This window comes from Pseudosulfitobacter sp. DSM 107133, from assembly GCF_022788695.1.
GTDB lineage: Bacteria > Pseudomonadota > Alphaproteobacteria > Rhodobacterales > Rhodobacteraceae > Pseudosulfitobacter.
Genome location: NZ_CP085154.1, coordinates 1,436,761 through 1,456,362 on the forward strand (window position 1 = coordinate 1,436,761; position 19,602 = coordinate 1,456,362).

The 19,602-nt window shown below is 61.9% G+C and carries 17 protein-coding genes and 1 tRNA gene; 8 read left to right on the top strand and 10 right to left on the bottom strand.

Annotated elements, in window-relative coordinates:
* Positions 1-66: 66 nt before the first annotated feature.
* Positions 67-972, top strand: a complete 906-nt coding sequence (locus tag DSM107133_RS07130; RefSeq protein ID WP_114291641.1) for a LysR family transcriptional regulator — start codon at positions 67-69, stop codon at positions 970-972.
* 531 nt (positions 973-1,503) lie between these two features.
* Here DSM107133_RS07130 and DSM107133_RS07135 read toward each other — a convergent pair.
* Positions 1,504-2,541: an NADP-dependent oxidoreductase gene (locus DSM107133_RS07135; RefSeq protein WP_114291640.1), complete on the bottom strand. Its 1,038-nt coding sequence runs from the start codon at positions 2,539-2,541 to the stop codon at positions 1,504-1,506.
* Positions 2,542-2,692: 151 nt separating this feature from the next.
* Here DSM107133_RS07135 and DSM107133_RS07140 point away from each other — a divergent pair, with 151 nt between their 5' ends.
* On the top strand, positions 2,693-3,478 hold the full coding sequence (locus DSM107133_RS07140; protein ID WP_114291639.1) for an inositol monophosphatase family protein: 786 nt from the start codon (positions 2,693-2,695) through the stop codon (positions 3,476-3,478).
* A gap of 98 nt (positions 3,479-3,576) precedes the next feature.
* On the opposite strand, the gene DSM107133_RS07145 is transcribed toward DSM107133_RS07140, so the two are convergent.
* Both DSM107133_RS07145 and DSM107133_RS07150 read right to left on the bottom strand, forming a co-directional pair.
* The gene (locus DSM107133_RS07145; RefSeq protein ID WP_114291638.1) at positions 3,577-3,948 is read right to left on the bottom strand and encodes a GFA family protein; all 372 of its coding nucleotides are present in this window, start codon (positions 3,946-3,948) and stop codon (positions 3,577-3,579) included.
* Positions 3,945-4,679, bottom strand: a complete 735-nt coding sequence (locus DSM107133_RS07150) for a rhomboid family intramembrane serine protease (protein ID WP_114291637.1) — start codon at positions 4,677-4,679, stop codon at positions 3,945-3,947. Before DSM107133_RS07150 ends, DSM107133_RS07145 begins: the two co-directional genes overlap by 4 nt.
* A gap of 288 nt (positions 4,680-4,967) precedes the next feature.
* Between DSM107133_RS07150 and DSM107133_RS07155 the strand changes: the two genes are divergently transcribed.
* On the top strand, positions 4,968-5,675 hold the full coding sequence (locus DSM107133_RS07155; protein WP_114291636.1) for a DNA helicase: 708 nt from the start codon (positions 4,968-4,970) through the stop codon (positions 5,673-5,675).
* Here the strand turns inward: DSM107133_RS07155 and putA are convergent.
* Positions 5,672-9,112, bottom strand: coding sequence for a bifunctional proline dehydrogenase/L-glutamate gamma-semialdehyde dehydrogenase PutA (gene putA, locus DSM107133_RS07160; protein WP_114291635.1), 3,441 nt, complete (start codon positions 9,110-9,112; stop codon positions 5,672-5,674). The genes DSM107133_RS07155 and putA overlap by 4 nt on opposite strands.
* A gap of 106 nt (positions 9,113-9,218) precedes the next feature.
* Between putA and DSM107133_RS07165 the strand changes: the two genes are divergently transcribed.
* The 3 genes from DSM107133_RS07165 (at position 9,219) to DSM107133_RS07175 (ending at position 10,438) form a co-directional block, all read left to right on the top strand.
* On the top strand, positions 9,219-9,695 hold the full coding sequence (locus DSM107133_RS07165; protein WP_114291634.1) for an Lrp/AsnC ligand binding domain-containing protein: 477 nt from the start codon (positions 9,219-9,221) through the stop codon (positions 9,693-9,695).
* A gap of 31 nt (positions 9,696-9,726) precedes the next feature.
* The gene (locus DSM107133_RS07170) at positions 9,727-10,305 is read left to right on the top strand and encodes a tetratricopeptide repeat protein (RefSeq protein WP_114291633.1); all 579 of its coding nucleotides are present in this window, start codon (positions 9,727-9,729) and stop codon (positions 10,303-10,305) included.
* Positions 10,306-10,351: 46 nt separating this feature from the next.
* Positions 10,352-10,438 (top strand) — tRNA-Leu (locus tag DSM107133_RS07175).
* Positions 10,439-10,628: 190 nt separating this feature from the next.
* Here DSM107133_RS07175 and eda read toward each other — a convergent pair.
* Both eda and edd read right to left on the bottom strand, forming a co-directional pair.
* Positions 10,629-11,270 carry a bifunctional 4-hydroxy-2-oxoglutarate aldolase/2-dehydro-3-deoxy-phosphogluconate aldolase gene (eda, locus tag DSM107133_RS07180; protein WP_114291632.1) on the bottom strand — a complete coding sequence of 214 codons (642 nt, stop codon included), beginning with the start codon at positions 11,268-11,270 and terminating at the stop codon, positions 10,629-10,631.
* Positions 11,271-11,290: 20 nt separating this feature from the next.
* Complete coding sequence (gene edd / locus DSM107133_RS07185; protein WP_114291631.1) at positions 11,291-13,096, bottom strand: phosphogluconate dehydratase; 1,806 nt, start codon at positions 13,094-13,096, stop codon at positions 11,291-11,293.
* A gap of 259 nt (positions 13,097-13,355) precedes the next feature.
* Here edd and DSM107133_RS07190 point away from each other — a divergent pair, with 259 nt between their 5' ends.
* Entirely contained in the window at positions 13,356-14,372 is a 1,017-nt protein-coding gene (locus DSM107133_RS07190; RefSeq protein ID WP_205387733.1) for a Fe(3+) ABC transporter substrate-binding protein, read from the top strand.
* 80 nt (positions 14,373-14,452) lie between these two features.
* On the opposite strand, the gene DSM107133_RS07195 is transcribed toward DSM107133_RS07190, so the two are convergent.
* The gene (locus DSM107133_RS07195; RefSeq protein ID WP_114291630.1) at positions 14,453-14,959 is read right to left on the bottom strand and encodes a flavin reductase family protein; all 507 of its coding nucleotides are present in this window, start codon (positions 14,957-14,959) and stop codon (positions 14,453-14,455) included.
* Positions 14,960-15,071: 112 nt separating this feature from the next.
* A complete protein-coding gene (locus DSM107133_RS07200) occupies positions 15,072-15,560 on the bottom strand; it encodes a cytochrome b/b6 domain-containing protein (protein ID WP_114291629.1) in 489 nt (162 codons plus the stop codon).
* A gap of 254 nt (positions 15,561-15,814) precedes the next feature.
* Between DSM107133_RS07200 and DSM107133_RS07205 the strand changes: the two genes are divergently transcribed.
* Positions 15,815-16,438, top strand: coding sequence for a YdeI/OmpD-associated family protein (locus tag DSM107133_RS07205; protein WP_205387732.1), 624 nt, complete (start codon positions 15,815-15,817; stop codon positions 16,436-16,438).
* Positions 16,439-16,457: 19 nt separating this feature from the next.
* On the opposite strand, the gene DSM107133_RS07210 is transcribed toward DSM107133_RS07205, so the two are convergent.
* Positions 16,458-17,162, bottom strand: coding sequence for an adenylate kinase (locus DSM107133_RS07210; protein ID WP_114291628.1), 705 nt, complete (start codon positions 17,160-17,162; stop codon positions 16,458-16,460).
* A 5-nt stretch (positions 17,163-17,167) separates the two neighbouring features.
* Positions 17,168-19,111, bottom strand: a complete 1,944-nt coding sequence (gene acs / locus DSM107133_RS07215; RefSeq protein WP_114291627.1) for an acetate--CoA ligase — start codon at positions 19,109-19,111, stop codon at positions 17,168-17,170.
* Positions 19,112-19,602: the final 491 nt, after the last annotated feature.

Here is a 19,602-nt window from a genome sequence, read left to right on the forward strand (position 1 = left end):
AGCCCTTGTCGCACGGTTTCAGATATGAGACAAATTCATAACTCTCATCATGAACATGAGTTTCACATGCATATCGAATTTCGCCACCTGCGCACGATCAAGGCCATCCACGACTGTGGAGGGTTGGCCAAGGCTGCCGACCAGTTACACATCACCCAATCTGCCTTGTCCCATCAGATCAAAGGGTTAGAGGATCAAGCCGGAGTCGAGCTGTTTGTGCGCCGGTCCAAGCCGATGAAGTTGTCGCCGGCGGGGCTGCGGCTGTTACGGCTGGCCGAACAGATTTTGCCGCAGGTGCAAGCCATGCAGGACGAATTCAGCGGCCTGCGCGACGGGCGTTCGGGGCGTATGCACATCGCGATTGAATGCCATGCCTGTTTTGAGTGGTTGTTTCCGGTCCTTGAGCGTTTCCGCAAGGATTGGCCCGACGTCGACGTGGACATCCGCCCCGGTCTGGCCTTTGACGCGCTGCCTGCGTTGTTGAAAGAAGAAGTTGACCTTGTGGTGTCTTCCGACCCTGAGGAGCTGGCAGGTGTGGAGTTTATCGAACTCTTTGATTACGCGCCGGTCTTTGTGGCGTCGAAAGACAACCCGCTGGCCGCAAAACCCTATATCGAAGCCGAGGATTTCCGCGATCAGACGCTCATCACCTATCCGGTGGAACGCAGCCGTCTGGATGTGTTCAGCCAGTTGCTGAACCCGGCCAAGGTTGAGCCCGCCGCGGTGCGTCAGGCGGAGCTGACGGCGGTGATTCTGCTGCTGGTGGCCTCTAACCGCGGCGTGTCGGTGCTGCCCGACTGGGTGGTGCGCGAGGTCAAATACTCATCCGATTATGTGACCCGCCCGCTGACCGCCAGGGGGCTGACGCGCAGGCTGTATGCCGCCGTGCGCAGCGACGAGCGCGGCAAACCCTATATGGAGCGGCTGATTTCGCTGGCACGCATCGAGGCGCGCAAATTGCAGCAGGCCTGATGGCTTGCCGAAAAACGCGCAGGTGTCAGATGCCATGCAAATCCGGCTTCTGTGTCACATGGCTGACCCAGAACGCGGCGCTAGGCCTGCAGGGCGGGGCAGGGGCCAAGCTGTCATTCGTGAAACTTGCAGCGAAGGGCGGGAACGAGCCCGAGAGTTATGTGCAACACAGGGCAACGCCCGACCGCGGGTGGGCATCGTGACGTCAGTGGCCGCCACTTTATTTCTCGTCTTTGGCGTGCGGGAGAAGAGGTGAAACACGGTGAGGAAGCGCCCGCCCATGGGGCGGTCGGGCGCTGCCCGGCGGCACTTCGTGCCTTGATTCCGGGCTTTGGTGGACGCCCGCGTCGTCCGCACACCAGACCTTGACCCATACCATGCCCAAAGTCTGGTTTGGGTCAGAAATGCTTGGCACTTAGGTCGCAATAGCTTGGCACGGTCCACTGACATGATTCAGAAAATTCGCCGTCATGAGTCAGAGTTGCGCGGCATTCGACAGCGGGGGCGGCGTGCACCGCCCCCGCACGGGCGTCAGATCACCTTGACGATCTGCTTGCCCATGTTCTTGCCTTGCAGCAGGCCGATGAAGGCCTGCGGTGCATTCTCCAACCCTTCGGCCACATCCTCGACCACCTTGATCTCGCCGCTGGCGACCTTGGGGCCGATCTCGGACAGGAAGGCGGGGAACTGGTTCCAGTGGTTCGAGATGATAAAGCCCTGAACAGACAGGAAATTCACGAGGATCGTCCGCCACAGTTTCGGCGCGGTCAGCGGCGCGTTGGCCCCGTCCCCCAAACCGCCCGCGTTGTACCATGCAATCATGCCGCAGATCGGGATGCGCCCGTGCGGGTTCATCATGGGCATGACCGCTTCCAGCACCTTGCCCCCGACGTTTTCGAAATAGATGTCGATGCCCTTTGGGCATTCCGCTTTCAAAGCTTCGCGCAGGGCCTTGGCATCATCATAGGCGCGGTGGTCCAGGCAGGCGTCAAAGCCAAAGGTCTCGATGGCCATCTTGCATTTGTCTGCCCCACCCGCGATGCCCACGGTGCGCAGCCCCATGCTTTTGGCGACCTGACCCACCATCGACCCGACGGGACCGGTGGCGGCGGCGACGACCAGCGTTTCGCCTGCCTTGGGGCGGCCAATCTCTGTCAGCCCGTGATAACCGGTGAAACCGGGCATGCCCAACACGCCCAAGCTGGCCGTGATCGGCCCATGCGCCGGATCGACCTTGCGCAGCATCTTCGCCGGCTGCACGCCGTGCGTGGCCCAGCCGAACATGCCAAAGGCGAAATCGCCTGGTTTGAACGCGTCAGAGTTCGACGCAATCACCTCGCCCACGGCACCGCCTTCCATGGTGCCACCGATGGGCACGGGGGCCGCATAGGATTTTGCATCGTCCATGCGGCCTCGCATGTAGGGGTCCAGCGACATATAGTGGACGCGCACCAGCACATCGCCCTCGCCGGGCGTGGGCACGGGGCCGGATTCCATCTTGAAATTCTCTGCTGTTGGCGCGCCGTCGGGGCGGCTGGCAAGGGTAATGCGGTGCATCTGGTCGCTCATTGATCTCTCTCCCATTGATTGCGCGCAGCGTGGACCTGCGCGCGCGCGGGGGCAAGCCGTGACGCCACGGCGCAGCACAATACGCACAGGCCCTTGGCATCCTGGAACAGGACGCGTATACGCGCGGCCTGATCCCTCTAGGAGAGTCCCAATGGTTGGCAGTGCAAACCTCAACATCATGATCAAAGCCGCGCGCAAGGCGGGCCGTTCGCTGGTCAAGGACTTCCGCGAGGTCGAACAGCTGCAAGTGTCGATGAAAGGCGCCGGTGATTTCGTCAGCCGTGCCGACATCGCCGCCGAGAAAATCCTCAAGGACGAACTGATGGGCGCGCGCCCGACCTATGGCTGGTGCGCCGAGGAAAGCGCCGAGGAAGAGGGCACAGACCCCACCCGCCGCTGGATCGTCGACCCGCTGGACGGCACCACAAACTTTTTGCACGGGCTGCCGCACTGGGCCGTGTCGATTGGGCTGGAACACAAGGGTCAGGTCGTGGCCGGTGTGGTCTTCGATCCCGCCAAGGACGAAATGTTCTTTGCTGAAAAAGGCGCTGGCTCGTGGATGAACGACAGCCGGATGCGCGTGTCGGGCCGCTCGCATATGATCGAAGCGATTTTTGCCACCGGCCTGCCCTTTGCAGGGCGCGGCGATCTGCCGGACACGCTCAAAGATCTGGGCCGCCTGCTGCCTGTCTGCGCCGGTGTGCGCCGCTGGGGCTCGGCAGCACTTGATCTGGCCTATGTGGCCGCAGGCCGCTATGACGGCTTCTGGGAACGCCGCCTGCAACCCTGGGATATGGCTGCTGGTGTGATCATCGCCCGCGAAGCAGGCGCGCTGCTCGAACCGCTGGACCCTGCTGCCGATCTGCTGGCCAGTGGCAATGTGGTCTGCGCCAACGAGCCGTTGTTCTCGAACTTCGCCAAAATCATTCGCGCCTAAGACGAAGCCCCCTTCATCTTGCCAGACAAACTCCGGGGGAGGCGCGCAGCGCCGGGGGCAGAGCCCCCGTTTTACGTTTCACGGGCGCTGCGCCCCCTTTATCTGTCCGAAGGGTGATTCACCCCGTCCGTCCAGCGGATCGGATCGTGATCGCGCGGATTGACCCCGTCGATACAGCCCAGATTGACCCCGCATTGCGTCGGGTCGGACCGGCGCTGGTGGTGGGTGTAGATGCCGCAGGTCTTGCAGAAATAATGCTGCGCCGTGTGGGTGCCAAAGCTGTAAAGCGACAGATTGTCCGCGCCGTTCACGATCTCCAGATCCGCAGCAATCGCCGTCACCGCCGCCGCCCCGCGCCTGCTGCAGAACGAACAATCGCAGCGGGTGACGTCCTTTAGCCCCTCGGGCAGGGTGGCACGGATGTGCACCGCACCGCAGTGACAGCGGGCATCGACACGCCGGGCGGTCACCGGCGCACCTTGGGAATGCGCGAGCGTACATATTGCGCCTCGGGGTGGGGCGGTTGGCCGTGGTTGCGTGACCAGAAACCGGTGCCACCCCGACGCAGCCACAGCGGAATGGCAAAGACCAGACCGGCCACAAACCCGCCGGTGTGCGCCCAATAGGCCACGCCGCCCGCGTCCGGGTTCGCACCCAGCCCGCCGATGAACTGCATTCCGAACCAGACCATCAGCATCACCCAGGCGGGGATCGGGAAGATACGGAAAAATACGATCAGAATGATCAGGATGTCGACTTTGGCCTTAGGGAACAGCAACAGATAAGCGCCCATGACCCCCGCGATGGCCCCCGAAGCGCCGACCGTTGGAACGCCGGAATAGGTGGCAAAGACATATTGGGCGAGCGCAGCTGATACGCCGGACATCAGGTAAAATCCCAGATAGGGCAAGTGGCCCATCTCGTCTTCGACATTATCACCGAAGATGTACAAAAACAGCATGTTGCCCGCCAGATGCATCCAGCCGCCGTGCAGGAACATCGAGGACACCAGCGTGTAATAGCCTTCGCCTGCACTGATCCGGGCGGGGATGAATGCCCATTCGATATAGAACGCATTGATCGCCCGCGCGTCCGATATCATCCCCGCGTAGCTGAGGAAGATCAGGATATTTACGGCCATCAACCCGTAGGTGACATAGGGTGTGCGGCCGGAGGGATTATGATCGCGAATGGGTAACATGGGGGCAGGCTGGTCTGAAACGCGGGCGGGGTCAATATGGCGGGCGCGGCTTTGGGGGCGCTGCCCCCGGCCTTTGGCCTCCCCCGGAGTTTATCTGGCAAGATGAAGGGGGATGGGATTGTGTTTTGAGCCGGAGGCAGCAATTATTTGGTCAGGCATGGCCCGTGCCGCCCCCCTCCGACGGGAAAGCAGATGAACATGCGGGGTGAAGACTTGCATCGCGCCTATGGTCGAGCGTGCACATGAGGAGGGCGTGGTGTCACAAGCTCGGGACATAAGGGGAATGTGATGAAAGTGACGATACCGATTTTTCGACTGAAACGGGATGCGCGCCGGTTGGCACGGGACAAAGGCGTGGCTTTGCATGTGGCGCTGGATCTTGTGGCGCGCGAGGCGGGTTTTGCCCATTGGAGCCTGCTGGCGGCGGATCATGCGCACCAGCGGCCAGCGGTGCGGGTGTTGCAGCAGATGCAGGCGGGCGATCTGGTTCTGCTGGGCGCGCGACCCGGACAGGGCAAGACCTTGCTGGGGCTGGAGCTGTGCGGCGCAGCACTTGCGACGGGGCGCGCGGCAGCGTTTTTCTCGCTGGAGTGGACGCAAGCCGAGGTCGCGCACCGCTTTGCCGAGGTTGGCGTGGATGTGGCGCAGGCGCGCGGCTTGCGTGTGGATACGTCGGATGCGATTTGCGCCGATCACATCATCGCCGCCCTGGAGGATGCGCCCCGGGGCAGCGTGGCCGTGGTTGATTACCTGCAAATACCGGATCAGGACCGCCGGTTGCCGCCTTTGGCCGCGCAGGTGGCCGCCTTGGCGGATTTTGCGCGGCGCAGCGGCGTGGTCGTGGTGTTGATTGCGCAGATTGACCGTGACTTTGCCGATAACGGCGGGCCGCCGGACTGGGAAGACGTGCGGCTGCCCAATCCGGTGGATCTGGATCTGTTCGCCCGCGCCGTCTTTTTGGACGACGGCGCGGTGCGGGTTGTTGGGCGCGCCTAGGGTGCGGGGTCCCTGGCCACTTCGCCCAGGAGCGCCGCGTTGCCGCCTGCGGCGGTGGTGTCCACGCACAGGTGGCGCTCCCACAGCACATGGCCCACGTCGGGCTGGCCGGTGATCAGCGGCATGATCGCGCCGTCTCGCGCTGACAGCGCGCGGTTCAGGGCGGTTGCGGTGTCGCTGTCGCCCCACCAGATCACGCCGCAATAGGCGGGGCCGACAGCCAGTGCGGCAGGGTCGATTGGACCCGTCGCCGCCAGTGCACGCCCGCCAAGCGCTTCGACGGCTTGCACTTGCGCCTGTACCGTCTTGGCCCCCGGACCGGCACATAGAACCGGCGCACCGGCCCATGTGCTGAGCCGGTTGGTTTCGCCGGTGGGGCCGGGCATGGTGTGTTCCGATACTTTCTCGGATGGCTGCGCGCGCAAGGCGGGCAGCGGCTGGGGCGCGGCATTGTCCCAATCGTCCAGCGCTTGCGCCTGCGCAGCGGCCGAGAACCGCAGCAGATAGTCGGGTCCTCCGGCCTTTGGCCCTGTACCGCTTAGGCCGTTGCCGCCAAAGGGCTGGCTGCCGACAATCGCGCCGATCTGGTTGCGGTTCACATAGACGTTGCCGGCCAGAATGCGGTCCGACACGAATTGCACGCGGTCGTCGATACGGGTGTGCAGGCCAAAGGTCAGCCCGTACCCCGTGGCGTTGATGTCTGCGATGATCCGGTGGATATGGCCGGATTTGAACGTGGCAATGTGCAGGACCGGCCCGAAAATCTCGCGGGTCATGTCCTCGATGCCGTTCACGCTGATCAGGGTGGGGGCAATAAAGGTGCCTGTCTGCGGCGTCGGCAGGGCGTGCAACAAACGGCCTTCGGCGCGGGCTGTGGCGATGTGGTCGGCAATGCCCTGACGGGCGGCCTCGTCGATTACTGGGCCCACATCGGTGCTGATTTCCCACGGCACACCCATCACCAGCGCGTCCATCGCGCCGGTCAACATTTTGGTAAAGGCGGGGGCAATGTCCTCTTGGATGTAAAGACAGCGCAGGGCCGAACAGCGCTGGCCTGCGGATTGAAAGGCGCTTTCGATGATTGCGGTAACAGCCTGTTCGGGCAGGGCGGTGCTGTCCACGATCATCGCGTTCAATCCACCGGTTTCCGCGATCAGCGGCGTGCCGGGTGCGGCGTGCTGTGCAAGGCTGCTGCGGATTTTCAGTGCGGTGGCGGTCGATCCGGTAAAGGCCACGCCGCCGACGCGCGCATCCGAGGTCAGCGCCGCGCCAACGTCACCGCCACCTGGCAACAGTTGCAGCGCGTGGGCCGGCACGCCCGCCTCGTGCATCAGCGTCACCGCCAGATGGGCAATCAGCGGGGTCTGCTCGGCCGGTTTGGCCAGCACTGCGTTGCCTGCGGCCAGAGCGGCGGCAATCTGGCCGGTGAAGATGGCCAGCGGAAAGTTCCACGGGCTGATGCACACAAAGGTGCCTGCGGGCTTGGTCTCGGCGCGCGCCTGGGCTGCGTAATAGCGCAGGAAATCCACCGCTTCGCGCAGTTCAGCCACACAGTCGGGCAGGGTCTTGCCCGCTTCGCGCGTCAGCAGCACAAACAGCGGTGCCGTATTGGCCTCAAGCGCATCGGCGGCCTTGTTCAGGATCGCTGCGCGTTCGGGCGTCGGTGCATCCCACAGCTTTGCGGCGTCAAAGGCTGCGGTCACATCGGCAGATGTTGCCGGTTGGACCGTGCCGACCACATCGGACGGATCGGCGGGGTTGCTAACGTTCTGTGTCGCCCCCTTGGCGACGTCTGTTGCCAGCAGCGGAGCCGCCTGCCACGTCTTGCCCCGCAACGGATCACGGGCGGCGTCGATAGCTTCAAGCGTCGGGGCATGGGCCAGATCATAGCCCTGCGAATTTGGGCGCTCGGGCTGGAACAATTCGGTGCCGCGCAGGATCTTCGGGCCGGGGAAGGGCAGCGCGTCAAACGGATCGCTTGCCACCTGTTCGGGCGAGATGTCTTCGTCAACGATCTGGTTGACGAAGGACGAGTTCGCCCCGTTTTCCAGCAGACGTCGTACAAGATAGGCCAGCAAATCGCGGTGCGCGCCCACCGGCGCGTAGATGCGGCAGTTGGTGCCCGCATCGGCCATGACGATATTGTGCAGCGCTTCGCCCATGCCGTGCAGACGCTGGAATTCAAAGGTTTCGGGATCCGCGCCCATGTGCAGCACGGCGGCAACGGTGTGCGCGTTATGGGTTGCGAATTGCGGATAGATCCGGTCGGTCATGCCCAGCAGACGCCGCGCGTTGGCGATATAGGACACGTCCGTTGCGGCCTTTTGGCTGTAGACGGGGAAGCCGTCCAGCCCTTCGACCTGCGCTTTCTTGATCTCGGTGTCCCAATAGGCGCCTTTCACAAGACGCACCATGATCCGGCGGTCATGGGTCTGTGCCATGTCGTAAAGCGTGTCGATCACACGGCCCGCGCGGGGGCCATAGGCCTGAACCACCACACCCAGACCGTCCCAACCTTTCAATGCAGGTTCGGCCAGCACGCGGTCAATCAGTTCCAGCGACAGCGACAGGCGGTCGGCCTCTTCCGCGTCGATGTTCAGACCCATGCCTGCGGATTTTGCCAGCAGGGCAAGGCTGCGCAGACGCGGCAGAAGGTCATTCATCACCGCCTCTTCCTGCGCGACCTCATAGCGCGGGTGCAGAGCGCTGAGCTTGACCGAGATGCCGGGGTTCTTGCGGATGTCACCCTGCGTGCACGCGATGGCAATGGCTGAAATCGCGCGCGAATAGCTGAGGTGATAGCGTTTGGCGTCGGCTTCGGTGCGGGCAGCTTCGCCCAGCATGTCATAGGAGTAGGTATAGCCCTTTTTCTCCATTCCAGCCGCGCGTTTCATCGCCGATGTAATGTTTTCGCCCAGCACGAACTGGCGGCCCATTTCCTTCATGGCGCGGCCCACGGCGGTGCGGATCACCGGCTCGCCCAGACGTTTGATCGCACCGCGCAACTGGCGCACAGGGCCGGGGCGGCGGGTGTCCAGAACGCGGCCTGTCAGCATCAGTGCCCAGGTGGAAGCGTTCACAAGGCTCGAGGTCGATTTGCCAAGGTGCGTGCCCCAGTCCGAGGGAGCAATCTTGTCTTCGATCAGCGCGTCGATGGTGTCGGCATCGGGGACACGCAGCAACGCCTCGGCCAGACACATCAGGGCAATGCCTTCGTCGGTGCTGAGGCCATATTCGGCCAGAAAACTCTCCATCAGGCCCGGATCTGCGGCGGCGCGGATCTGGCGCACCCAGCCGGCCGCACGCGCGGTGATCGCCGCGCGGTCGGCTTCGCCAAGATTGGCAAAGGTAACAAGTGCGTCCAGCACGGCGTTCTGGTTGGTATATGTGGCAGCATCAATATGGTGACGCAGGGAATGTGCAGTGTCGCGGGCCATGGCATATCCTTTTGGCAGATGTTCCATTGTATCGCTGGATTGAAAGGCGAATTGACTATAATGAAAACATATGTCGGTAATTTAGACTGAAAAGCAGAGGGTTCTCATGAAATATGATCGGGTGGGGCTGGACCGTTTCGACAGCGCGATTCTGTCGGAACTGGCGCGTGATGGACGGATGAGTGTAACGGACCTTGCCGACCGCATCGGGCTGTCGAAATCGCCGACGCAGGCGCGGCTGCGCAAGCTGGAAAAAGACGGTGTTATTCTGGGGTATCGTGCGATGCTTGACCCCATAAGATTGGGCATGGACCACGTCGCCTTTGTCGAAGTACGTTTGACCGACACGCGCGAAGGTGCGCTGAAAGCGTTCAATCAGGCGGTGGTCAAGGTGCCAGAGATCGAGCAGGCCCATATGATTGCAGGTAATTTTGACTATCTGCTCAAGGTGCGCACCCGCAATATGGCTGACTATCGCCAGTTTCTGGGCGAGACGATATCGCAATTGCCCTTTGTTGCCTCGACGTCGACCTATGTCGCCATGGAGGCGGTGAAAGAGGCGGTTCTCGCAGATGTGACTTGACGCAGGGCGGTCTTGCGTCAACCTTTTGCCCATGAAACTGCTGATGGCATCTGCATGCGCTCTATGGCTGGCATTGCCCGCCTGGGCAGAGGACTGTCCGCCGCCCGGGGATTATTCCGACGAACTGGCGGCGCTTTTCGATGCGGCCCGCGCAGCCCCGACCGAGGCTGCCGCGCGCGGGGCAGCTGAAGGATTATGGAAAGTCTATCTGCGCGCGCCCGACGCCGAGGCGCAGGCGGTGCTGGACCGCGGTATGGCGCGGCGCGACAGCTTTGACTTTCTGGGGGCCAAGGCGGATTTTGACCGGCTGATCGCCTATTGTCCTGCCTATGCCGAGGGCTGGAACCAGCGGGCGTTTGTCTATTATCTGCAAGGCGATTACGATAAGGCGCTTGCCGATCTGGACGCCGCACTGGCGCGGTCTCCCGATCATGTTGCGGCCCAGTCGGGGCGGGCGCTGACCCTGATGCAACTGGGCCAACGGGCCGAAGCGCGTGCGCAGATGCTGGAAGCGCTGGCGAACAATCCGTGGCTGTCCGAGCGCGCACTGATCGCCCCTGGCGCGCCGCTGGGGCCACAGCCACCTGCCGCGCCGGGCAAAGATATTTGAAAACCTCTTGAGCACCGCGCCCGCAGCCCCTAGGGATAAGGGCGCTGCGGGCGTGATGGAATGGTAGACATACCAGACTTAAAATCTGTTGGGCCTTGTGCCCGTGTGGGTTCGAGTCCCACCGCCCGCACCACTTTCAGAATTCTATTTAAAAACAATGCGCTATGCAGGTTTTGTAATGTAGTTTCTGCTGTGATCGCAGTGCACTTGGCGCGGCGAAACGCCAAGGCGCTGTTGGTCTTATGTGTCTGGCGGGGCTGGTGGTATCGGCCCATCCATTCGAACACAGCCATGATCCGCCCAAGGAAGGCTATCAAACGACCCTAGCGCTGTAATTGCGATGCCGCGCGGGCCAGTTCTGTGATGCCGTCCCAGTCGCCTGACAACACCATGTCTTTGGGCGCCACCCATGATCCGCCTGCACAGACCACGTTGGACAGGCCCAGATAGTCGGCGGCGTTGGCCGGGCTGACGCCGCCTGTAGGGCAGAACATCACCTGCGGGATGGGGGCGCCGATGGCCTTGATGGCGGCGGCCCCCCCCGAGGATTCGGCGGGAAAGAATTTCAGCATCGTATAGCCGCGTTCCAGCAGGCGCATGGCTTCTGATGCGGTGGCCGCGCCGGGCAGCAAGGGCAGGTCGGCCTCTTCGCAGGCATCCAGCAACCGGTCGGTGGCACCGGGCGAGACACCGAATTGCGCGCCTGCGTCTTTTGCCGCTTGCACATCCGCAGGGGTCAGCAGGGTGCCAGCTCCCACAACGCCCCCCGGAACGCCCGCCATCTCGCGGATCACCTCAAGGGCTGCCGGGGTGCGCAAGGTAACCTCAAGCGCGGGCAGCCCACCTGCCACAAGGGCGCGGGCCAGCGGCGCGGCGTGAGTGGCGTCATCGACCACCAGAACCGGGATGATCGGAGCCATTTGCGCAATGCGCAGGGCGGCGGCGCTGGCGTCTTGGGGTGTCATTGTGTCTCTCCTGTTACGTCTTAAACGACCACGGCGGCGCCGGTGTCGGCCCCACCCACATTGGCGCGGAACATGGCGAACAACTCGCGGCCCACGCCGTTGGTGTTGCTGCTCAGATCGGCGGTCACGGGGGCGCGGTCTTCGATTCCCTCGGCCAGAACCTGCAACGTGCCTGCCTTGGCGTCCAGCCGGATCATGTCACCGTCGCGCACTTTGGCGATCAGCCCGCCGTCCAGTGCCTCGGGGCTGACGTGGATCGCGGCGGGGGTCTTGCCCGACGCGCCGGACATGCGGCCATCGGTGACCAAGGCCACCTTTTGCCCGCGTCCCTGCATCACCGCCATCAGCGGGTTCAGCGCGTGCAGTTCCGGCATGCCGTTCGCCTTTGGACCCTGGAAGCGGACCACGATCACGCAGTCATCGGTCAGGCTGCCCGCCTTGAACGCGGCCTTGACCTCTTCCTGGTCGTGGAACACGCGGGCAGGGGCCTCGACCAGCTGGTGTTCGTCCGCCACGGCGGAAATCTTGATCACGCCACGGCCCAGATTGCCGTTGAGTTGCTTCAGCCCGCCTTGTGGTGCGAATGGATCGCTGGCGGGGCGCAGGATACGGTCGTTCTGGCTTTGGCGCGGGGCGTCCTGCCAGCGCACTTCGCCGTCGATCAGCTTGGGCTCTTTGCAATAATCTTGCAGGCCATCGCCCATCACCGTCACCGTGTCGGGATGTAGCAGGCCCGCGTCCAGCAGTTCGCCGATCATATAGGTCAGCCCGCCCGCCGCGTGGAAATGGTTCACGTCGGCCAGCCCGTTGGGATAGACCCGCGCCATCAGCGGCGTTGCGTCGGAAATGTCGGACAGGTCTTGCAGGTCCAGCTGCACGCCGGCGGCGCGGGCCATCGCGATGATGTGGATCACCAGATTGGTCGACCCGCCTGTGGCCATCAGCCCGACCAGACCGTTCACGAATGTCCGCTCGTCCAGAATATCGCAGACGGGGCGGTAATCGTTGCCCAGATTGGTGATTTCCAGCGCGCGTTTGGCGCCCGCATGGGTCAGCGCATCGCGCAAGTCGGTGTCGGGGTTCACGAAGGACGCGCCCGGCAGGTGCAGGCCCATGAACTCCATCAGCATCTGGTTCGAGTTCGCTGTGCCGTAGAAGGTGCAGGTGCCCGGACCGTGATAGGATGCCATCTCGGCCTCCATCAGCTTGTCGCGCCCGACCTGACCCGAGGCGTGCAACTGGCGCACCTTGGATTTCTCCTCGTTCGGCAGGCCCGAGGGCATCGGACCCGCAGGCAGGAAGATCGACGGGATATAGCCGAATGTGGCCGCGGCTATGATCAGCCCCGGTACGATCTTGTCGCAGACACCCAGATAGACCGCACTGTCAAAGGTGTTGTGCGACAGCGCCACGCCCGCCGCCAGCGCGATCACGTCGCGCGAGAACAGCGACAGCTCCATGCCGGTCTGGCCCTGGGTCACACCATCACACATCGCAGGCACGCCGCCCGCCACCTGCGCGGTGCCACCGTTGGCCAGCGCGGTTTGCTTGATCAGGTCGGGGAACCGTTGGAACGGCTGGTGCGCCGACAGCATGTCATTGTAAGCGGTGATGATGCCGATGTTGGGGCTGATGCCCTCGACCAGCGGGGCCTTTTCAGCGCCCATTGCGGCAAAGGCGTGGGCCTGGTTGCCACAGGTCAGATGCGCGCGGCGCGGGCCGTCTTCGGAGGCGCGGCGCATGTTGTCCAGATAGCGGGCGCGGCTGTCTTGCGAACGTTTGATAATGCGGGCTGTGACGTCCTGAATCTTAGGGTTGAGGGCCATGTGCGGCGTTCCCTTCGCGGATATGGTCGTTTGGCTTGATTTACAGGTCTTGTTAGCGCTAACGGTTGCGGATTTCAACCCATAGAATAGGCGGGTGCTGTGCGGGCGCATCATAGCATCTTTTGGGGCCCTTGGTGAAACTGTCACAGAAGATCATACTGCGACACCTTGCCCGTTTTTTGTGGCATAGGCTTGACGCAGGGACGGATTTCAGTAACTGACTGTTTTAATCAGAATTTACCGCAACAGGAGTTCCCCCATGCGTTTCGCCCACCCGCTGACCCTTGCCTTTGCCACGTTGATGGCGCTTCCGGCCTATGCCGATGGCGAGCTGAACCTCTATTCCTCGCGTCATTACGACACCGACGAACGCCTGTATTCCGACTTTACCGAGGCCACGGGCATCACCATCAACCGTATCGAAGGCAACGCTGACGAACTGATCGCGCGGATGCAGGCCGAGGGGCAGAACTCGCCCGCAGACGTGTTGCTGACAGTGGACACATCGCGCCTGAAACGGGCCAAGGACGCAGGCGTGTTGCAATCGGTGGACAGTGACGTGCTGGAACACCGCATTCCCGCCTATCTGCAAGACGCCGACAACGAATGGTTCGGTTTCTCGCAGCGCGCGCGGATCATTTTTTACGACAAGACCAAAGTGGCAAACCCGCCCCAAACCTACCTTGATCTGGCCGATCCGGCTTACAAGGGGCAGGTGTGCCACCGCTCGTCCACAGCCGTCTATTCCCAGACACTGCTGGCGGCGATGATCGAGAACTTTGGCGAGGAAAAAGCCAAGGCCTGGGCACAAGGCATGGTCGACAACTTTGCCCGTGACCCACAGGGCGGCGACACCGACCAGCTGCGTGGCCTGGTCTCGGGCGAATGCGATATTGCGATTTCCAACACCTATTACTTTGCCCGCGCCCTGCGCACCGACGTCAAGGGTCTGGAAAAGGATGCAATCGAGAATATCGGTTGGGTGTTTCCTGCACAAAACGCCCAAGGCGCGCATATGAACCTGTCGGGCGGGGGCGTTGCTGCCCATGCGCCGAACCGCGACAATGCGGTGGCTTTCCTTGAATACCTGTCTTCTGACAAGGCGCAGCAGTATTTCTCGGCCGGCAATGACGAATATCCCGCCGTGCCGGGTGTGGGTCTGAGCCCCTCGGTCGCCGCGCTGGGCATGTTCAAACCCGATGATGTCGATCTGTCTGCCGTGGCCGAAAATGTTCCCGCCGCGCAGAAAATCTTTAACGAAGTCGGTTGGAAATAAAGGGGCAAAACACCCCCTGACAGACAAATGGCGCGGGAAACCGCGCCATTTTGCGTTTCAGAGCCTTATTCGTCAGCGCGTCAAAATGCCTGAAACCGTCCGTACAGCCCCTGATCGAATGCCAGACCGGCACCGCCGGTTGACGTGGCCACCTGGGTGACGCGCCCCACGATAATGCTGTGATCGCCAGCCTTGTGAACATCGAACAGGGTGCAGTCGAACCGTGCAAGGCACCCTTGCAACAGCGGCACGCCATTCGGGTCGATCTGATGCGCATATGCATCAAAACCGTCACCCCTGCCGGCGAAATGCAAGGCCATTTCCGCCTGCGTATCGGCCAGCACATGAATGCTGAAATTCTGCGCGCGCGCAAAGGCGTCGTGTCGGCGCGAGGCATCGGCCAGCGACCACAGCACCAGCGGCGGCTTTAGCGACACCGACGAGAATGAATTGGCAGTGAACCCCAGCGGCCCGATCTCGGATGCGGTGGTTATCACGGTGACACCCGTGCCAAACCGTCCGAAAGCGTGGCGCAGGGCCACATCGGTTTCAGGGCTGGGGGCAAATATTTCGTTGCGTGCGCTCATCCGGTCACGGGTGCCATGTTCCGCCGTTGGTGTCCATATCAGATCACTGACGGGCCGCCGATCGTGGCAAAAACCATGCGGCGGGACAGAGGCGCGACCGGGCGCGAACCTATTACAACATCCGTTTCAGGATCGGGCTTTTCCACCAGAACTGATGTACCACGACAGCGGCCACATGCAGGCCAACCATCCAAAGCAGAACGGTTGTGCCGATCTCGTGCGCTTGTGCGAACGGCTTGTTGCCAAGGAACCATGCGGCCAGCCCGTCCAGTGGAATGCCAATCAACAGGGCATACAGCATGAAATGGGTCACATTGGCCGCTGTTTCGGACCAGTCGGGTTCAGGGCCGCCCACAGGGGGCGGCGTGCCCGTTCTCAGGCGCAGCACCAGACGCGCAAGCGCCAACAGCAGCAGGGCAACGCCGATCAGCGCGTGAAGCGTCGAGGTTGTCGTCCAGACAGGGCTGCCCGTGTCTACGGTCTGGTGAAACAACCGGCCCATTTTGTCCAAAAACAGATACTGAACAGCAAGAAGGATCACGACAGACCAATGCAGGCGTTTCTGGGCGGTGCTATAGGTTTTGGTAGGGGCGTGTTTCATAACGAAAATCCTGAATCCGGTGCAGTCGGAGTGGCAAAGCTGTCGGGCCGCATGATCTCTCGCGCGCGCGTCCTAAGGCAAGCGGCTTCGTGATGCATAGGTTATCGGGGCTGAAAGACGCTGATATTCGCCCGTTTTCGGAGCGCATCGTCAAGAAATCGAGCATGTTACCGAGCGGGGATTCACATTCACAAGCTGTCAGATTACCCTGGCAGGGGATGCACATCCTGCCCGAACGGATCAAGGAAAATGCTATGATGATCACCGAAGTTGATGATTTTTTCACCAAGGGCTGTGGACGCTGCGCGCGATTTGATACGCCAGACTGCTCCGTCATGCCCTGGCGGCAGGGGCTTGCTGCATTGCACCGGCTGTGCTGCGACGCCGGACTGGAACCAGCGGTCAAGTGGGCACACCCCTGTTATTTGCACGCAGGGCAGAACATCGCGCTGATTGGTGCGTTTCGCGGTGACTTCCGACTGAGTTTTTTCAATGCGGCCTTGCTGAAAGACCCCGACAACGTGCTGGAACCGGCAGGGCCAAACACCAAACATCCGAATATCATCCGGTTTACCACAAACGAACAGGTTGCAGCGATGGCGCCAATCATCACTGCCTATCTGGGCGAAGCGATGGGCTATGCCGCTGCCGGTATCACGCCGCCGCAGGATCACTCGGAGCCCGATATGCCGGACGAGTTGGCCGAAGCACTGGATGCTGACCCGGAACTGGCCGAGGCGTTTCACGCCCTGACACCGGGTCGTCGCAAAAGCTATGTTATCAATCTGAACGGTGCAAAACAGCCGGAAACCCGCATTAAGCGGATCGCCAGGTTTCGTGACAAGATCATCGCAGGCAAGGGCGCGACGGACCGCTAATGGCCCGCTGTGTGCCGGATTACCCTTGTGTGGCTTGCGAAACTGCGCGGCTGACGGTGGTGGCGATTTCGTCGATCGGCCCCATCGCGTCGATGCGTTGCAGGGCACCGCGTTTGTCGTAATAGGAAATCAGCGGTGCGGTTTGCTTGTGATAGGCCGCCAGCCGCTCGGCCACGGTTTCGGCGTTGTCATCCGCGCGCCGTTTCATGTTGGTGCCGCCGCAGACATCGCAGACACCTTCGACTTTGGGTTGCTTGAAGCTGTCGTGATAGCCTTCGCCACAGTTGCCACAGGTATAGCGTCCGGCGATGCGGTGCACCATCGCCTCGTCGTCCACCTCAAGGCTGATTGCGGCATCAATCTGCTGACCGTTTTCGGCCAGCAACGCGTCCAGCGCCTCGGCTTGCACCGTGGTGCGGGGGAACCCGTCCAGGATCACACCCTTGGAGGTGTCAGGGTCGGCCAGACGGTCGCGCAGGATGGCAATGACGATGTCGTCGCTGACCAGCCCGCCCGATTTCATCACCTTGTCCGCGGCCTTGCCTGCTTCGGACCCTTCAGCCACCGCTGCGCGCAGCAGGTCGCCAGTGCTGAGTTGCACCAACCCATAGCGCTGTTCCAGCATCCGCGCCTGCGTCCCTTTGCCGGCGCCCGGAGGCCCCAGCAGAATCAGCACGGGCGGGGCGATTTCGGCAACAGTGTTGGTGGTTTTACTCTCGGTCATATGTCTCAGCCTTTGTGCATGCGATTGGCAATCAGATCATCGACAACAGATGGGTCTGCCAATGTCGAGGTGTCCCCCAACGCGCCAAAATCATTTTCGGCGATCTTGCGCAGGATGCGGCGCATGATCTTGCCCGAGCGGGTCTTGGGCAGGCCGGGGGCCCACTGGATCAGGTCGGGCGATGCGATGGGGCCGATCTCGTTGCGCACCCATGTGCGCAGTTCCTTGCGCAGGTCCTCCGACGGCTCTTCACCGCTCATCAGGGTGACATAGCAATAGATGCCTTGCCCCTTGATGGCGTGGGGATAGCCGACAACGGCCGCTTCGGCGACCTTGTCATGAGCGACCAGCGCGCTTTCGACCTCGGCGGTGCCCATGCGGTGACCCGATACGTTGATCACGTCATCGACGCGCCCCGTGATCCAGTAATCGCCGTCTTCATCGCGGCGGCAGCCGTCGCCGGTAAAATAATAGCCTTTGTAGTCGCTGAAATAGGTCTGCTCGAACCGGTCATGATCGCCCCAGACGGTGCGCATCTGGCCGGGCCAGCTGTCCTTGATGCACAGGACGCCTTCAACACCATTGCCTACGATTTCTTTGCCGCTGGTCGGGTCCAGAACCACAGGTTCGATACCAAAGAACGGCTTTTGCGCGGCGCCGGGTTTGGTTTCATGGGCGCCGGGCAGGGGGGTCATCAGGTGGCCGCCGGTTTCGGTCTGCCACCATGTGTCCACGATGGGGCAACGCCCGCCGCCGACAACATAGTTGTACCATTCCCACGCCTCGGGATTGATCGGCTCGCCCACGGTGCCCAGCAGTTTCAGGCTGCTCAGGTCGGCCTTTTTCACAAAATCGTCGCCCTGGCCCATCAGCGCACGGATCGCGGTGGGGGCGGTGTAGAATTGCGCCACCTTGTGCTTTTCGCAGATCTGCCAGAACCGGCTGGCGTCGGGATAGGTGGGGACACCTTCGAACATCAACGTGGTCGCGCCATTGGCCAGCGGGCCATAGACGATATAGCTGTGGCCGGTGACCCAGCCCACATCGGCGGTGCACCAGTAAATGTCGCCATCGTGATAATCGAAGGTGATCTGGTGCGTCATCGCCGCATAGACCAGATAACCGCCGGTGGTGTGAACCACGCCCTTGGGCTGACCGGTCGAGCCGGAGGTGTACAGGATGAACAGCGGGTCTTCGGCGTTTACTTCCGTGGGCGGGCAGTCATCGGATGCTGTGGCCGCCAGTGCGTTATAGTCGTGGTCACGGTCCGACCACGGCACATCGGCACCGGTGCGGCGGACAACCAGCGTCTTGACGCTGTCATCGCAATTGGCCAGCGCCTTGTCCGCATTGGTTTTCAACGGTGTGTTGCGTCCGCCACGGGGCGCTTCGTCGGCGGTGATCACGACCTTGGCGCCGCAGCCGTTCACACGGGCGGAAAGCGCATCTGGCGAGAAGCCGGCAAAGACGATCGAATGGATTGCACCGATCCGCGCACAGGCCAGCATCGCATAGGCGGCCTCGGGGATCATCGGCATATAGATCACCACGCGGTCGCCTTTTTCGACGCCCATGTCTTTCAGGATGTTGGCCATCTTGCAGGTGGCCGCGTGCAGTTGGCGATAGGTGATGTGCAGCGCATCGTCGTCGGGGCTGTCGGGTTCCCAGATAATCGCGGTCTGGTCACCGCGCGTCGCCAAGTGGCGGTCGATGCAATTCGCAGCCACGTTCAGCGTGCCGTCGTCGTACCATTTGATCGACACATTGCCATAGTCATAGGAGACGTCCTTGACCCGTGTATAGGGCTTGATCCAGTCGATGCGCTTGCCGTGCTCGCCCCAAAAGGCCGCCGGGTCTGCGATGGATGCGGCATACATCTTGTCATAATCGGCAGCGTTCACATGTGCATTCGCAACCATGTGAGCGTGCGGAGCGTGGGTTTTTGTCATCGGTGGCGTCCTCCCTGACGGTCTTTGTCGGTTCAGGTCTGGTGACATGCGAGCCACGTTGGCCCATGTCGATCCATCCTCCCTGATATGATCGTGATAATACCGTGAAGTGAAAAGAAGGGAATAACTTGCGGGAATATAACGGTTTCGCTGTAAATGTTTTTCCGATAACGCGAACATATTGTAAATTTTGGTGCAGTGTGCGGCATTTTTCCCGTATTTTCGGGCGATTGCATGTCAAACTTGTAAAGCACTCTGGAACACCGCCATGGCACGGGGCCCGCTGTGCGCCTGTACAATGCGACCGTTGCCCCTGTGCCCAATGGCCGCAGGTGTCGCAAAAGGGAAGAATCACGCAACATTCTTTCGTGGCCCCTGACGGTTGTGTTCGGCGCCGCGCCGGTCGTTGGCGCGCGTCGGCTTTCGGACTTGATCACGTGCAGCTGGATTGCGCACTGACCTTGTCGCAACAGCCACGCCTTGCAAATCTT

Excerpts from the sequence above, each read along its gene's own strand:
- DSM107133_RS07130 (WP_114291641.1), top strand. The coding sequence starts at position 67 with ATGCATATCGAATTTCGCCACCTGCGCACGATCAAGGCCATCCACGAC.
- DSM107133_RS07135 (WP_114291640.1), bottom strand. The coding sequence starts at position 2,541 with ATGAGCGACCAGATGCACCGCATTACCCTTGCCAGCCGCCCCGACGGC.
- DSM107133_RS07140 (WP_114291639.1), top strand. The coding sequence starts at position 2,693 with ATGGTTGGCAGTGCAAACCTCAACATCATGATCAAAGCCGCGCGCAAG.
- DSM107133_RS07150 (WP_114291637.1), bottom strand. The coding sequence starts at position 4,679 with ATGTTACCCATTCGCGATCATAATCCCTCCGGCCGCACACCCTATGTC.
- DSM107133_RS07155 (WP_114291636.1), top strand. The coding sequence starts at position 4,968 with ATGAAAGTGACGATACCGATTTTTCGACTGAAACGGGATGCGCGCCGG.
- putA (WP_114291635.1), bottom strand. The coding sequence starts at position 9,112 with ATGGCCCGCGACACTGCACATTCCCTGCGTCACCATATTGATGCTGCC.
- DSM107133_RS07165 (WP_114291634.1), top strand. The coding sequence starts at position 9,219 with ATGAAATATGATCGGGTGGGGCTGGACCGTTTCGACAGCGCGATTCTG.
- DSM107133_RS07170 (WP_114291633.1), top strand. The coding sequence starts at position 9,727 with ATGAAACTGCTGATGGCATCTGCATGCGCTCTATGGCTGGCATTGCCC.
- eda (WP_114291632.1), bottom strand. The coding sequence starts at position 11,270 with ATGACACCCCAAGACGCCAGCGCCGCCGCCCTGCGCATTGCGCAAATG.
- edd (WP_114291631.1), bottom strand. The coding sequence starts at position 13,096 with ATGGCCCTCAACCCTAAGATTCAGGACGTCACAGCCCGCATTATCAAA.
- DSM107133_RS07190 (WP_205387733.1), top strand. The coding sequence starts at position 13,356 with ATGCGTTTCGCCCACCCGCTGACCCTTGCCTTTGCCACGTTGATGGCG.
- DSM107133_RS07195 (WP_114291630.1), bottom strand. The coding sequence starts at position 14,959 with ATGAGCGCACGCAACGAAATATTTGCCCCCAGCCCTGAAACCGATGTG.
- DSM107133_RS07200 (WP_114291629.1), bottom strand. The coding sequence starts at position 15,560 with ATGAAACACGCCCCTACCAAAACCTATAGCACCGCCCAGAAACGCCTG.
- DSM107133_RS07205 (WP_205387732.1), top strand. The coding sequence starts at position 15,815 with ATGATGATCACCGAAGTTGATGATTTTTTCACCAAGGGCTGTGGACGC.
- DSM107133_RS07210 (WP_114291628.1), bottom strand. The coding sequence starts at position 17,162 with ATGACCGAGAGTAAAACCACCAACACTGTTGCCGAAATCGCCCCGCCC.
- acs (WP_114291627.1), bottom strand. The coding sequence starts at position 19,111 with ATGACAAAAACCCACGCTCCGCACGCTCACATGGTTGCGAATGCACAT.